Source organism: Methylibium petroleiphilum PM1 (assembly GCF_000015725.1).
GTDB classification, from domain to species: Bacteria; Pseudomonadota; Gammaproteobacteria; order Burkholderiales; family Burkholderiaceae_C; genus Methylibium; species Methylibium petroleiphilum.
In genome coordinates this window covers 2,424,714-2,438,134 of record NC_008825.1, presented here as the reverse complement: position 1 = coordinate 2,438,134, position 13,421 = coordinate 2,424,714, and the positions used below count along the sequence as shown (strand labels likewise).

The window sequence follows — 13,421 nt, the reverse complement described above, 5'->3', positions numbered from 1 at the left end:
CCCCCAAGAGGAGACAACCATGGCCATGACTGGCGTACTGAGACCCGGACACGTGCAGCTGCGCGTGCTCGACATGAAGGCGGCGATCGAACACTACGGCAACGTGCTGGGGCTGTGGGAGAGCGGCCGCGACGCCCAGGGCCGCGTCTACTTCAAGGCCTGGGACGAGCACGACCACCACAGCGTGGTGCTGCGCGAGGCCGATGAGGCCGGCATGGACTTCCTGGGCTTCCGCGTCGATTCGCCGGCCACGCTGAAGAAGCTGGCCGCCGATGTGAAGGCCAGCGGTCTGGCGACCCAGCTGCAGTGGATCGAGGCCGGCGAGATGCTCAAGACCGGCGAGCGCTTCCGCTTCACGGTGGCGACCGGGCACTCGATCGAATTGTTCGCCGAGAAGGAGAAGGTCGGCAACGGCATGCCGCTGGAGAACCCGGAGATCTACCCGGACGGCCTCAAGGGCATGTCGCCGACGCGCTTCGACCACTGCCTGCTGTACGGCGACGACCTCGACGGCACCGTCAAGCTCTTCATCGACGTGCTGGGTTTCAGTCTCGCCGAGCAGGTGGTGGCCGGCCCGGACCGCCTGCAGATCGCGGCCTTCCTGACCTGCTCCAACAAGCCGCACGACGTGGCCTTCATCCGCCACCCGGAGAAGAACAAGTTCCACCACGCGTCCTTCATCCTGGACAACTGGGGCGAGGTGCTGAAGGCGGCCGACATCATCACGCGCAAGCGCGTCTCGCTCGACATCGGCCCGACGCGCCACGGCATCACGCGCGGCGAGACCATCTATTTCTTCGATCCGAGCGGCAACCGCAACGAGGTGTTCTCCGGCGGCTACATCGCCTATCCGGACCGCCCGCCGCTGACCTGGACCGACGACGAACTGGGCCGCGCGATCTTCTATCACGACCGCAAGCTCAACGAGGCCTTCCTGAGCGTCGTGACTTGACCCACCCCCGTTGCGGCTGCGCCGCTCCCCCTCGAAGGGGGCGGCGCTGGCGGACCGGCGGAGCCGGATCCGCTGCGTCTGCTGAGGTGGGCCGTGGCGAACCGAAGCGTCGGGCGACCCGACAGACCGAATGATCGATTGACCGAGATGACATCTTCCACCGTTCCCTTGCGCAACCTCTCGTCCGAAGCGGCGCATGCCGCCGTCGCGGCGGCGGTCGCGCATGCGCGCGGCCTCGGCATCCGGGTCAACGCGGCGGCGGTCGACGTGAGCGGCGTGCTGCTGGCCTTCCTGCGCATGGACGGCGCCTTCCTGCATTCGGGTGGCATCGCGATCGACAAGGCCTACACGGCGGCGAGCTTCGGCTTCCCGACCGAGGGCTGGGGGCCGGTGCTCGAGGGCGACGCGTCGCTGAAGGCCGGCCTGCCGGCGGTGCCGCGTCTGGTGGTGTTCGGTGGTGGCGTCCCGGCCTTCGAGGGCGCGCAGCGCGTCGGGGCGCTCGGCGTGTCGGGCGGCACGGCCGAGCAGGACGCAGCCTGTGCGCGGGCCGGGCTGGCGGCCATCGGACTCGTCGCGCAGGCGTCATGAATTTCGCAGTGATCCAAGAGCAAGCATGAAACAGTTCCTGAACTTCATCGATGGCGAATTCGTCGCCACGGACAAGACCTTCGCCAACCGTGCGCCGGTCGACAACCGGGTGCTGGGCTTGGTGCACGAAGCCGGCCGCGCCGAGGTCGACGCGGCGGTGGCCGCGGCGCGCGGTGCACTGAAGGGCGAGTGGGGCCGCATGCCCGTCGCCAAGCGCGTCGAGCTGCTGTATGCGGTGGCCGACGAGATCAACCGCCGCTTCGACGACTTCCTGGCGGCCGAGATCGCCGACACCGGCAAGCCGCTGAGCCTGGCCTCGCACATCGACATCCCGCGCGGCGCGGCCAACTTCAAGGTGTTCGCCGACATCATCAAGAACGTGCCGGCCGAGACCTTCGAGATGGCCACGCCCGACGGCGGCCAGGCGCTGAACTACGCGGTGCGCACGCCGGTAGGTGTGGTCGGCGTGGTTTGCCCGTGGAACCTGCCGCTGCTGCTGATGACCTGGAAGGTCGGCCCGGCGCTGGCCTGCGGCAACACCGTGGTGGTCAAGCCCTCCGAGGAGACGCCGGCCACTGCCACGCTGCTCGGCGAGGTGATGCAGAAGGTGGGCATGCCCAAGGGCGTCTACAACGTCGTGCACGGCTTCGGCCCGGACTCGGCCGGAGCCTTCCTCACGCAGCACCCGGACGTCGACGCGATCACCTTCACCGGCGAGACGCGCACCGGCGAGGCCATCATGGCCGCGGCGGCCAAGGGCGTGCGGCCGGTCAGCTTCGAGCTCGGCGGCAAGAACGCCGGCATCGTGTTCGCCGATGCCGACTTCGACAAGGCGGTGGCGGGCATCACCCGCAGTGCCTTCGAGAACTGCGGCCAGGTCTGCCTGGGCACCGAGCGTGTCTACGTGCAGCGGCCGATCTTCGAGAAGTTCGTGCAGGCGCTCAAGGCCAAGGCCGAGGCGCTGAAGATCGGCCCGTCGGAGGAGCCCGGCGTGGGCCTGGGTCCGCTGATCTCGGCCGAGCACCGCGACAAGGTGCTGAGCTACTACCGCAAGGCGGTGGAGCAGGGCGCCACCGTCGTCACCGGCGGCGGCGTGCCGAAGATGAGTGGCGCGCTGGCCGAAGGCCATTGGGTGCAGCCGACGATCTGGACCGGCCTGCCCGAGTCGGCCGCAGTGATCCGCGAGGAGATCTTCGGCCCGTGCTGCCACATCGCGCCGTTCGACACCGAAGAGGAGGCGATCGCGCTGGCCAATGCCACCGACTACGGACTCGCCACCACGGTGTGGACCCAGAACCTCGGCACCGCGCACCGCGTGGCCCGGCAAGTCGAGGTCGGCATCTGCTGGATCAACAGCTGGTTCCTGCGCGACCTTCGCACCGCCTTCGGCGGCGCCAAGGCCTCGGGCATCGGCCGCGAAGGCGGCGTGCACTCGCTCGAGTTCTACACCGAGCTGCGCAATGTGTGCGTGAAGCTGTGAGGACCGGACCATGAGCAGCGCGAATCCCGAGATTGGCAAGAAAGTCCGCACCGGCGGCTTCGACAGCAACGTGCACGACCAGGGCGCCTCGGCGCCCGGCCAGCCGCCGGTGCTGTTCGTCCACGGCTCCGGCCCCGGTGTCAGCGCCTGGGCCAACTGGCGCCTGGTGCTGCCGCGGCTGGCCACGCAGCGCCGCGTGGTCGCCCCCGACATGTTGGGCTTCGGCTACACCGACCGGCCGCAGCCGGCCGACCAGTCGGGCGTCTACACGATGGACGCCTGGGTGCAGCAGGCCGTGGACCTGCTGGACGCGCTCGACATCGCGCAGGCCGACCTGGTGGGCAATTCCTTCGGCGGTGCGCTGTCGCTTGCTCTGGCGATCCGCCATCCTCAACGGGTGCGCCGGCTGGTGCTGATGGGCAGTGTCGGCGTGCGCTTCCCGATCACGCCGGGGCTCGACGCGGTGTGGGGCTACACCCCGTCGTTCGAGAACATGCGCGGCATCATGGACGTGTTCGCGCACGACCGCCGGCTCGTCAACGACGAGCTCGCGAAGCTGCGCTACGAGGCCAGCATCCGCCCCGGCTTCCAGGAGTCGTTCGGGGCCATGTTCCCGGCGCCGCGCCAGCGCTGGGTCGACGCGCTCGCCAGCCCGGAGGCCGCGATCCGCGCGCTGCCGCATTCCACGCTGGTGATCCACGGCCGCGACGACCAGGTGATTCCGATGAGCACCTCGCTGACGCTGGCGCAGTGGATCCCGGACGCCCAGCTGCACCTGTTTGGCCGCTGCGGTCACTGGACGCAGATCGAGCACACCGAGCGCTTCGTCCGGCTGGTCGGCGACTTCCTCGCGGAAGCCGATGCCGCCGCCAGCGCCACCCCCTGAATTCTCACTTCCCGATTCCAGACCATGGACCTCCAACGCATCCAGGGCTACGGCGACGAGCTCTACCAGGCGCTGCTGAATCGCACGCCGGTGGCGCCGCTGACCGAGCGCGAACCCGAGATCACGATAGACGACGCTTACCAGATCCAGCTGCGCATGATCCAGCGTCGGCTCGATGCCGGCGAGACCGTGATCGGCAAGAAGATCGGCGTGACGAGCAAGGTCGTGATGGACATGCTCAAGGTCAACCAGCCCGATTTCGGCCACCTGCTCTCGGGCATGGCCTTCAACGAGGGCGAGCCGGTCCGCATGAGCACGCTGATCGCGCCGAAGGCAGAAGCCGAGGTGGCCTTCGTGCTCAAGCGCGACCTGATCGGCCCCGGCGTCACCGCGGCCGACGTGCTGCGCGCCACCGACTGCGTGATGCCGTGCTTCGAGATCGTCGACTCGCGCATCAGGGACTGGAAGATCAAGATCCAGGACACCGTGGCCGACAACGCCTCCTGCGGTGTGCTGGTGCTCGGCGGTGTGCGCAAGGATCCGCGCCGTCTCGATCTCGCACTGGCCGGCATGGTGCTCGAGAAGAACGGCGAGATCGTCAGCACCTCCACCGGCGCCTCGGTGCAGGGCTCGCCGGTCAATGCCGTGGCCTGGCTGGCCAACACGCTGGGCCGTCTCGGCATCGCGCTGAAGGCCGGTGACGTGATCCTGTCGGGCTCGCAATCGCCGCTCGTGCCGGTGGTGGCCGGCGACAGCCTGTACTGCAGCGTCGGGGGCCTCGGCAGTACCTCGGTGCGCTTCGTCGAATGAGCGGAAGAAACGACATGAACCTCGATGCCAAGACCATCGCCCAGCTCGCCGAGCACCTGGAAACGGCCGAACTGCAGGCGCGCGACGTCACCAAGATCACCGACGACTTTCCCGGCATGGACTGGGACGACGCCTACGCGATCCAGGACGAGATCCGTCGTCGCAAGGAGTCGCGCGGCCACAAGACCGTCGGCCTGAAGGCCGGCCTGACCTCGTTCGCGAAGATGAAGCAGATGGGCGTGACCAGCCCGGTGTTCGGCTTCGTCAGCGACTACATGAGCCGGCCCGACGGCGGCGAGATCCAGGCCTCCGAGCTGATCCACCCGAAGGTGGAAGCCGAGATCTGCATCGTCACCAAGGCGCCGCTGAGAGGCCCGGGCTGCCACGTCGGCGCCGTGCTCGCCGCGGTGGACTTCGTGGTGCCGGCGGTCGAGATCATCGACTCGCGCTACCGCGACTTCAAGTTCGACCTGAAGAGCGTGGTGGCCGACAACACCTCGGCCTCGCGCTTCGTCGTCGGCGGGCGCATGCGCGACCTGGCCGAGCTCGACCTGCGCACGCTCGGCGTGGTGCTCGAGAAGAACGGCCAGGTCGTCGCGATGGCGGCCGGCGCCGCGGTGCTGGGCCATCCGGCGGCGGCGGTGGCGATGCTGGCCAACCACCTCGGTGCCCGCGGGCAGGAAATCCCGGCCGGCACTTTCATCATGACCGGCGGCGTCACCGAGGCGATCGCGGTCGAGGCGGGCGACGCGGTCAACGTGCGTTTCCAGGATCTCGGCAGCGTGTCGATGCGCTTCGTCTGAGACCTGAACAGAAGAACGAGAGAGACGAGACACCCATGAACACGATCCGCCGAGGCCTGAGCGCATTGCTGCTGCTCCTTGGTCTGCAAGGTCTGAGCGGCTGCATGCAGGCGCCTGATTTCAGTGCGGTGATGGCTGAGCGCGAGAAGTCTGTGCTGAGGTCCGACACCTTCCAGTCCGCGTCGAGCAACGGCAAGGTCCTGGTGGCGGGGACCGCGAGCGGGGCGCTGGTCAGCTCGGCCGATGCGGGGCGCAGCTGGAGCCGCCAGCGCCTGGCCTCGCCGGCCTCCGTCATTGCCCTGACCGCCTGCGCCGACGGCAGCTTCATCGGCCTGGACTTCTACCGCAAAGTCTGGATCGGCGACGCTGCCGGCCAGCAATGGAGCGCGCGACCCCTGCCCGGCAAGATCAACCCCATGGCCATCGCCTGCGCCCCCGACGGACGCCTGTGGGTGGCCGGCAGCCACACCACGCTCCTCTCCAGCGCCGACCGCGGCCAGACCTGGGAAGCCCGCGACTTCGACGAAGACGCGCTCCTCACCACCCTCCAGTTCATCGACGACCAGCACGCCGTCGTCACCGGAGAATTCGGCACCGTCCTCACCAGCGCCGACGCCGGCAAGACCTGGGTCAAGCAAGCCCCCATCCCCGGCGACTTCTACCCCTACGCCACCGTCTTCACCGACCGCTCGAACGGCTGGACCAGCGGCCTGGGCGGCGTCATCTGGCACACCGCCGACGGCGGCAAGACCTGGCGCGCCCAGGACAACCGCGCCGCCGCCCCCATGTACACCCTGCTGCGCCAGGGCGACGAACTCTACGGCCTCGGCGGAGGCGGCCTCATGGTCGTCAAGCGAGGCGACACCTGGGAACGCTTCGACCACGGCCTCGTCCCGCCCGCCTACCTCGCAGCCGGCGCCGTGCTCGACGCCCGCTCCATGCTCGTGGCCGGCTCCGCCGGCGCCCTGCACGTCGTCACCGCGCCCGGCCAGATCGCGCTCGCCGCCCACGACCCCCACACCCCCAGCCAAGGAGCCGCCCGATGAACGGCCTGCGCCAACGCATCGTCGCTGTCCTGCAGCGCGGCGAAGAATGGCTCTTCGCCAACCCCAAGTACGTCCTCGGCATCATCCTGGCGGTCACCCTGGGCTTCGCCACCCAGCTGCCCGCGCTCAAGATCTACACCGACTTCAGCGACCTGCTGCCGCAGAAGCACGCCTACATCCAGACCTACAACCGCATCAAGGAGAACTTCGGCGGCGCCAACATGATCGTCATGGCCATCGAAGTCGAGCAGGGCACCATCTTCAACGACCGCACCCTCGCGCTCATCGACCAGGCCACCCAGGGCATCGACAACCTCCCCAGCGTCAACCACAACCTCGTCGCCAGCCTCACCCACCGCACCGCGCGCAAGGTCTACCTCACCGCCGACGGCAACTTCGCCTCCGAGTCCTACTACGACCCGGCCCAGCCCGCGCGCAGCGCCGAGCAGCTCGAACAACTGCGCAAGGACGTCATCGCCAACCCCCGCATCTACGGCCTGCTCGTCTCGCCCGACCTCAAGGCCGCGCTGGTGAAGGCCCAGCTCAACGAAGGCGACATCGACTACGCCAAGACCTTCGCCGCGCTGCAGGACGTGCGCCACAAGCTCGAACAACCCGGCCACAAGGTCTACGTCACCGGCAACCCGGTGCTCACCGGCTACGTCTACACCTACCTCAACCAGATCATCGCGATCATGTTCTCCACGCTGGCCCTGCTGGCGCTGCTGCTGATCGTCTACTTCCGCCGCTTCTACGGCGTCGCGCTCCCGCTGCTGGGCATCGCGCTGAGCTCCATCTGGGGTCTGGGCTTCATGGCCTGGCTCGGCTACAACCTCGAGCCCCTGTCCATGCCCATCCCCTTCCTGATCGCCGCGCGAGCCACCTCGCACGGCGTACAGCTCGTGGCGCGCTACTACGAAGAACTCGCCGTCACCCACAGCGGCAAGCAAGCCGCGCGCAACGCCCTCGACGCCCTGTTCCGGCCCGGCTCGCTCGCCATCGTCGTCGACGCCCTCGGCCTGGCCGTGCTCGTGCTCGGTGCGGCCCCCTTCAACTGGAAGCTCGGCGTCTCCGCCGGCTTCTGGGGCCTGGCCGTCATCTTCACCGTCCACTTCATGGTCCCGCTCGCGCTCACCGTGCTGCCCCAGCCCAAGAAGACCGAGAACAAGAACCAGGGCATGCGCAGCTTCCTCGCTGCCGTCATGACCCGCACCGGCGGCACCCGCGGCGGCGCCATCGCCATCCTCGCCGTCTCGGCCGTGCTCATGGCCGGCGGCAGCCTGTACGCCGCGCGCGTGCAGATCGGCGAATCCGAGCCCGGCTCGCCCATCTTGAAGCGCGACCACGACTTCAACCTCTCCACCAAGGCCATCAACGCCCGCTTCCCCGGCTCCGAAGAACTCCACATCGTCGCGCGCACCGCCGAGAAGGGCGGCATCAAGCGCCCCGAAGTGCTCCAGGCCATGGAGGACTTCCAGCAACACATGCAGGCCGACCCCGCGCTCGGCGGCGTCAAGGCCATCCCGGCCATGGTGCGTGCCGTCAACCGCCTCACCCACAGCGACGACCCCCGCTGGATGCAGCTGCCCGACAACGCCGCCGAAGTCGGCGGCCTCATGTTCGCCTACATGGCCTCCAGCCCCATCCCCGGCGCGCTCAAGGAGTTCGTCAACGCCGACGAGAACGAGGCCAACATGGTCTTCTTCTACAAGGACCAGCGCGCCGAGACCATCAACCGCGCCGTCGAACTCGCCAAGGAAGGCGCCGCCGAGATCGAGCAGCGCGTGCCCGGCCTCACCATCGAACTCGGTGGCGGCCTGATCGGCGTCACCGCCGCGGCCAACGAAGCCCTGCACGCCGACCACATGCTCATCATCCCCCTGGTGATGGGCATCGCCTTCCTGCTGGTGATGGTCTATTACCAGTCCTTCCATGCCGGCTGGCTGATGGTCCTGCCCATGCTGTTCTCCACCGTCATGACCTACGCCTACATGGGCATCCAGGGCATCGGCATCAGCGTCAACACCGTCCCCGTCATCGCCGTCGGCGTGGGCGTGGGCATCGACTACGCGGTGTACTTCATGGACCGCATCCGCGAAGAGTACGAAGCCACCCACGACATCCGCCAGGCCGCCATCAACGCCTTCAGCACCACCGGCTACGCGGTCAGCTTCACCGCGCTCACCCTGATCGCCGGCGTCGTCATGTGGATCTTCCTCTCCGACCTGCGCTTCCAGTCCGACGCCGCGGTCCTGCTCTCCTTCATGCTCATCGTCAACGCCGTCGCCGCCATGCTCATCGTGCCGGCCTGGTGCGTGGTCTTCAAGCCCCGCTTCGTGACCGCCGAGACCCCCGACCGCGACGACAAGACCCCCGCGGCGCTCCAGCCCGCCTGAGACGCCGCCCCGAACCCAGGAGTGAAGACGCGCGGGCAGGGGACTGCCCGCTCCAAGAGAAGGTGTGCATTCGATTCCATCCAAGGAACCCACGCAGCGAGGAGACAACGATGAAGAACAGACAAGACACTGCGCGCCGAAGCGGCGCGACCCCCCGCGCGGGCCAGTCCCGCCGCCTCGCGCGCGCGGCGCTGGCCGGCGGCCTGGCCGTGTGCGGCCTGGCCCAGGCGCAGGACGCCGCCGCGCCGGTCGACCCCTGGAAGGTCGACATCTACTACGAGAACGACACCCGCTTCCGGGGCAAGGACGCGACCGGCGAGCGCGTCGGACTCTCCAAGTTCCGCAACACCCTGCAGGTCGAGGCCGACAAGAAGCTCGAAGGCGGCTGGAAGTTCCGCAGCATCCTGCGCGGCAGCTTCGACGGCGTCTACCGCATGAACGACGACCAGTACGGCCGCAAGGCCGGCGGCGGCGTGCTGCTCGAGTCCCAGGGCGGACCGCCCCCGGTGCCCCACGGCAGCGGCATCGTCAACAAGGGCCTGGTCGACGGCCTCGGGCTGGTCAACAACGTCTTCGGCTTCAACTCCACCAACCCCGCCGCGCCCAACTACAACCCCAACGAAGGCCTGCGCCTGCTCGGTGACCGCTGGCACGACTCGCTCAACGGCGGGGTGGAGTTCGCCACCCCCGTGCGCCCCTGCGACACCGACCGGCGCGGCTGCGCCGACTTCGGCGGCTACGGCGACAAGAAGCGCAGCGAGCTCGAACTGCCCGAGTTCAACGAACGCTGGGACGTCATCCGCGAAGCCTTCGTCACCAACACCGTCGGCCTGGCCGACGGCAAGCAGCTCTTCCTCAAGCTGGGCAAGCAGCAGGTGGTGTGGGGCCGCACCGACCTGTTCCGCGTGCTCGACGTGATCAACCCGGTCGACTACTCGCGCAACAACATCTACGACGAACTCCAGGACATCCGCATCCCCATGTGGATCGCCCAGGCCGAGTACCGCATGGGCCCGAGCGAGAGCATGCAGGACCGCAACCTGCAGCTGGTGTGGAACTTCGACAAGTTCCGCCCCAACAACCTCGGCCAGTGCGGCACCGCCAACGTCATCCTCGACGCCGGCTGCTTCTTCCGCGGCATGAAGAACCTGTGGGACAACGGCGGCACGGTGGCCAACTTCGCCAACGTCGGCCCCGGCGTGCTGCTCGCCACCGACTTCGGCCCCGGCCAGATCGGCCTGCGCGACGTGAAGCTGCCCAACTGGAGCTTGAAGAACACCCAGCTCGGGCTGAAGTACGAGGGCGTGAGCCAGGACGGCCTGTCGTTCTCGCTCAACGCCTTGACCTACCGCTCGCAGCTGCCCTCGCTGCGCGGCGGCAAGGGCGCGACCAACGCCTTCACCGGCGAGACGCGCACCGACGCGCAGGGCGGCTGGCCCTACCTGATCGCCTTCGACATGCACTTCCCGCGCGTGAACCTCATCGGCGGCTCGATGGACTTCGAGTGGCAGGCGGCCAAGGCGGCGGTGCGGGTCGAGGCGGCCTTCACCAACGGCGAGGAGTTCGCCAACACCCTCAAGCCCCAGCTGTACTCGAAGAACAAGGTGTTCCGCTCGGTGGTCGGCTTCGACCGGCCCACCTTCGTGCCCTTCATCAACCCCAACCGCACCACGCTGTTCTCCGCGCAGCTGTTCTACCAGCACATCTTCGACCACGAGTACGAGCGCGGCCAGTTCGGCCCGGTGGGCATGCCCGACTGGGAGAACAACGTGATCGCCACGCTGCTGATGAAGGCCTTCCTCGTCAACGACCGCGTCAGCCCGCAGCTGATCACGGCCTACGACGTGCAGGCCCGCGCGCTGGTCACCTCCCCGCAGGTCGACTGGATCGTCACCGACAAGTTCAAGATCAGCTTCGGGGGCAACTTCAAGCTGCGCAACGGCGAGGACCGCTGGAAGTTCGACGACTGCCGCTCGTGCAACCCGTGGGGGCCGTTCACCGCGCCCTTCGGTGACGCCGACCCCACCACCCCCTACTCGCGCGGCTTCGGCGGCTTCGAGCCCCTCGGGCGCTTCCGCGCCGGCCCCATCGGCGCCGCATGGAAGGAGAACGAGATCTTCCTCACCGCGCGGTATCAGTTCTGAAGCAGGAGACAAGCATCATGACAACGAAGATTCATCAGATCGGGCTGGCCCTGGTCACGGCGGGCTTCGCCCTGGCCGCCGGCGCCGCCACCGAGGCCGACGTGGAGGCCGCGTTCAACCCGTACAAGAACGGCTTCCCGAGCTTCCCCGGGCTGGCGGCCGGCACCGTCGTGAACAAGGGCAATGTCGAGCAGTTCAAGGACGCCCTGGACCCGGGCCTCTACCAGATCGTCAAGAACGGCTGGGACGAGATCAAGGTCGGACCGACCACGCAGTTCGCGATGGACAAGTTCTACGTCGAGGCCACGAAGAAGAACCTGAACACCGCCAAGCTCGGTGCCCAGAACGGTGAGATCACCGGCTTCGTTGCCGGCCGGCCCTTCCCCGAGGAGCCCAAGGCCGACGACCCGCGCGCCGGCGAGAAGCTGGCCTGGAACTTCAAGTACGGCCTCAACTGGGGCGACAACGCCGCGATCTACCCGTTCTACTGGAAGTACCGCAACATGACGAGCGGCCAGGTCGAGCGCACGCTGAAGTTCAACTTCCACTTCCTGAACTTCAAGCACCGCGTGCAGCACGCCCCGGTGCCCGAGGTGACGCCGAACCCGTCGGAGCTGTTCCGCGGCATCTACGTGAAGGTGCTCGAGCCGCAGGACCTGAAGAACACGCAGCTCCTGATCCAGCGCTACGAGGACGACCTGAAGTTCGACGACGCCTACCTCTACCTCGGCTTCCAGCGCCGCGTGCGCCGGCTCGCCACCGGGCAGACGACGGATGCCTTCCTGGGCGCCGACCTGATGATCGAGGACTTCGAGGGCTACAACGGCCGCATCTCGGACATGAAGTGGACGTTCAAGGGCACGAAGAACATCCTGATGCCCTACTACAACCACAACGAGCTGCAGCTGACCGACGAGTTCAAGGACCCGAGCGGCTACAAGTTCGTGGACTTCGGCGGGCAGGGCGGCTGCTTCCCGAAGATCACCTGGCAGCTGCGCAAGGTCTACGTGCTCGAGGCCGCACCGGTGCTGGCCAGCCACCCGGTGAGCAAGCGCGTGTTCCACGTCGATGCGCAGGTCTTCAACATCAACCGCACGCTGATCTACGACCGCAAGGGCGAGCTGTGGAAGACCTTCACGATCGGCAAGTCGCACCCCGACCACCACCTGCCGGTCAACAAGGGCACCGGCATCGCGATCGACGACTCGTTCTCGATGATCGACGTGCAGGCCAAGCACTGCACCACCGGCCAGTTCAAGGGCCAGGTCGATCCCAAGCTCAACCCGCCCAGCCTGTTCCAGGTGCAGAACATGCGAGGCGGCGACTGACGAGCCCACGGCCGGCGACGCGGGTCGCCGGCCCTTGAATCTGTTCACTCCCGGAGTTTTTCATGAAGAAGATCAAGTGCGCCCTCATCGGGCCGGGCAACATCGGCACCGACCTGCTTGCCAAGCTCCAGCGCAGCCCGGTGCTCGAGCCGGTGTGGATGGTCGGCATCGACCCCGGCTCCGACGGCCTCAAGCGGGCCCGCGACGCGGGGCTCAAGACCACCGCCGAGGGTGTCGACGGCCTGCTGCCGCATGTCAAGGCCGACGGCGTGCAGATCGCCTTCGACGCGACCAGTGCCTATGTGCACGCCGAGAACTCGCGCAAGCTCAACGCGCTGGGCGTGATGATGATCGACCTCACGCCGGCGGCCATCGGCCCGTTCTGCGTGCCCCCGGTGAACCTGAAGCAGCACCTCGGGCGGCGCGAGATGAACGTCAACATGGTCACCTGCGGCGGCCAGGCCACCATCCCGATGGTGGCCGCGGTGTCGCAGGTGCAGGCAGTGGCCTACGGCGAGATCGTCGCCACCGTCTCCAGCCGCTCGGTCGGCCCCGGCACGCGCAAGAACATCGACGAGTTCACCCGCACCACGGCCGGCGCGGTCGAGAAGGTCGGCGGCGCGAAGAAGGGCAAGGCCATCATCATCATCAACCCGGCCGAGCCGCCGTTGATCATGCGCGACACCGTGCACTGTCTGACGGTGGACGAGCCCGACCGCGACCGGATTACCGCATCGATCCACCAGATGATCCGCGAGGTGCAGAAGTACGTGCCGGGCTACAAGCTGGTCAATGGCCCGGTGTTCGACGGCAAGCGCGTCTCGGTCTTCATGGAGGTCGAGGGCCTGGGCGACTACCTGCCCAAGTACGCCGGCAACCTGGACATCATGACCGCCGCCGCCGCACGCACCGCCGAGATGTTCGCCGAGGAACTGATCGCCGGCACGCTCAAGCTCGAAGCTGTGCCGGCCTGACCCGGACGAAGGAG

At 67.8% G+C, this 13,421-nt stretch carries 11 protein-coding genes; all 11 read left to right on the top strand.

The annotated features are described in order from the left end of the window. Positions 1-19: 19 nt before the first annotated feature. A complete protein-coding gene (locus MPE_RS11490; protein WP_011829870.1) occupies positions 20-952 on the top strand; it encodes a catechol 2,3-dioxygenase in 933 nt (310 codons plus the stop codon). A gap of 147 nt (positions 953-1,099) precedes the next feature. Next, positions 1,100-1,540, top strand: coding sequence for a GlcG/HbpS family heme-binding protein (locus MPE_RS11485; RefSeq protein WP_041929658.1), 441 nt, complete (start codon positions 1,100-1,102; stop codon positions 1,538-1,540). A gap of 25 nt (positions 1,541-1,565) precedes the next feature. Continuing rightward, a complete protein-coding gene (locus MPE_RS11480; protein ID WP_011829868.1) occupies positions 1,566-3,020 on the top strand; it encodes a 2-hydroxymuconic semialdehyde dehydrogenase in 1,455 nt (484 codons plus the stop codon). A gap of 10 nt (positions 3,021-3,030) precedes the next feature. After that, complete coding sequence (locus MPE_RS11475; protein WP_011829867.1) at positions 3,031-3,906, top strand: alpha/beta fold hydrolase; 876 nt, start codon at positions 3,031-3,033, stop codon at positions 3,904-3,906. A gap of 24 nt (positions 3,907-3,930) precedes the next feature. Beyond that, positions 3,931-4,716 (top strand): 2-oxopent-4-enoate hydratase, encoded by a 786-nt coding sequence (dmpE, locus tag MPE_RS11470; RefSeq protein ID WP_011829866.1) that lies wholly within the window; start codon positions 3,931-3,933, stop codon positions 4,714-4,716. Positions 4,717-4,730: 14 nt separating this feature from the next. After that, on the top strand, positions 4,731-5,519 hold the full coding sequence (gene dmpH / locus MPE_RS11465; protein WP_041929657.1) for a 2-oxo-3-hexenedioate decarboxylase: 789 nt from the start codon (positions 4,731-4,733) through the stop codon (positions 5,517-5,519). Positions 5,520-5,554: 35 nt separating this feature from the next. Further along, on the top strand, positions 5,555-6,565 hold the full coding sequence (locus MPE_RS11460) for a YCF48-related protein (protein ID WP_148210934.1): 1,011 nt from the start codon (positions 5,555-5,557) through the stop codon (positions 6,563-6,565). Beyond that, on the top strand, positions 6,562-8,961 hold the full coding sequence (locus tag MPE_RS11455) for an efflux RND transporter permease subunit (protein WP_011829863.1): 2,400 nt from the start codon (positions 6,562-6,564) through the stop codon (positions 8,959-8,961). The genes MPE_RS11460 and MPE_RS11455 overlap by 4 nt, the downstream gene beginning before the upstream one ends. A gap of 110 nt (positions 8,962-9,071) precedes the next feature. Next, positions 9,072-11,105 (top strand): DUF1302 family protein, encoded by a 2,034-nt coding sequence (locus tag MPE_RS11450; protein ID WP_011829862.1) that lies wholly within the window; start codon positions 9,072-9,074, stop codon positions 11,103-11,105. A 17-nt stretch (positions 11,106-11,122) separates the two neighbouring features. Further along, entirely contained in the window at positions 11,123-12,433 is a 1,311-nt protein-coding gene (locus MPE_RS11445) for a DUF1329 domain-containing protein (protein ID WP_011829861.1), read from the top strand. 62 nt (positions 12,434-12,495) lie between these two features. Continuing rightward, positions 12,496-13,407, top strand: coding sequence for an acetaldehyde dehydrogenase (acetylating) (locus MPE_RS11440; protein ID WP_011829860.1), 912 nt, complete (start codon positions 12,496-12,498; stop codon positions 13,405-13,407). Positions 13,408-13,421: the final 14 nt, after the last annotated feature.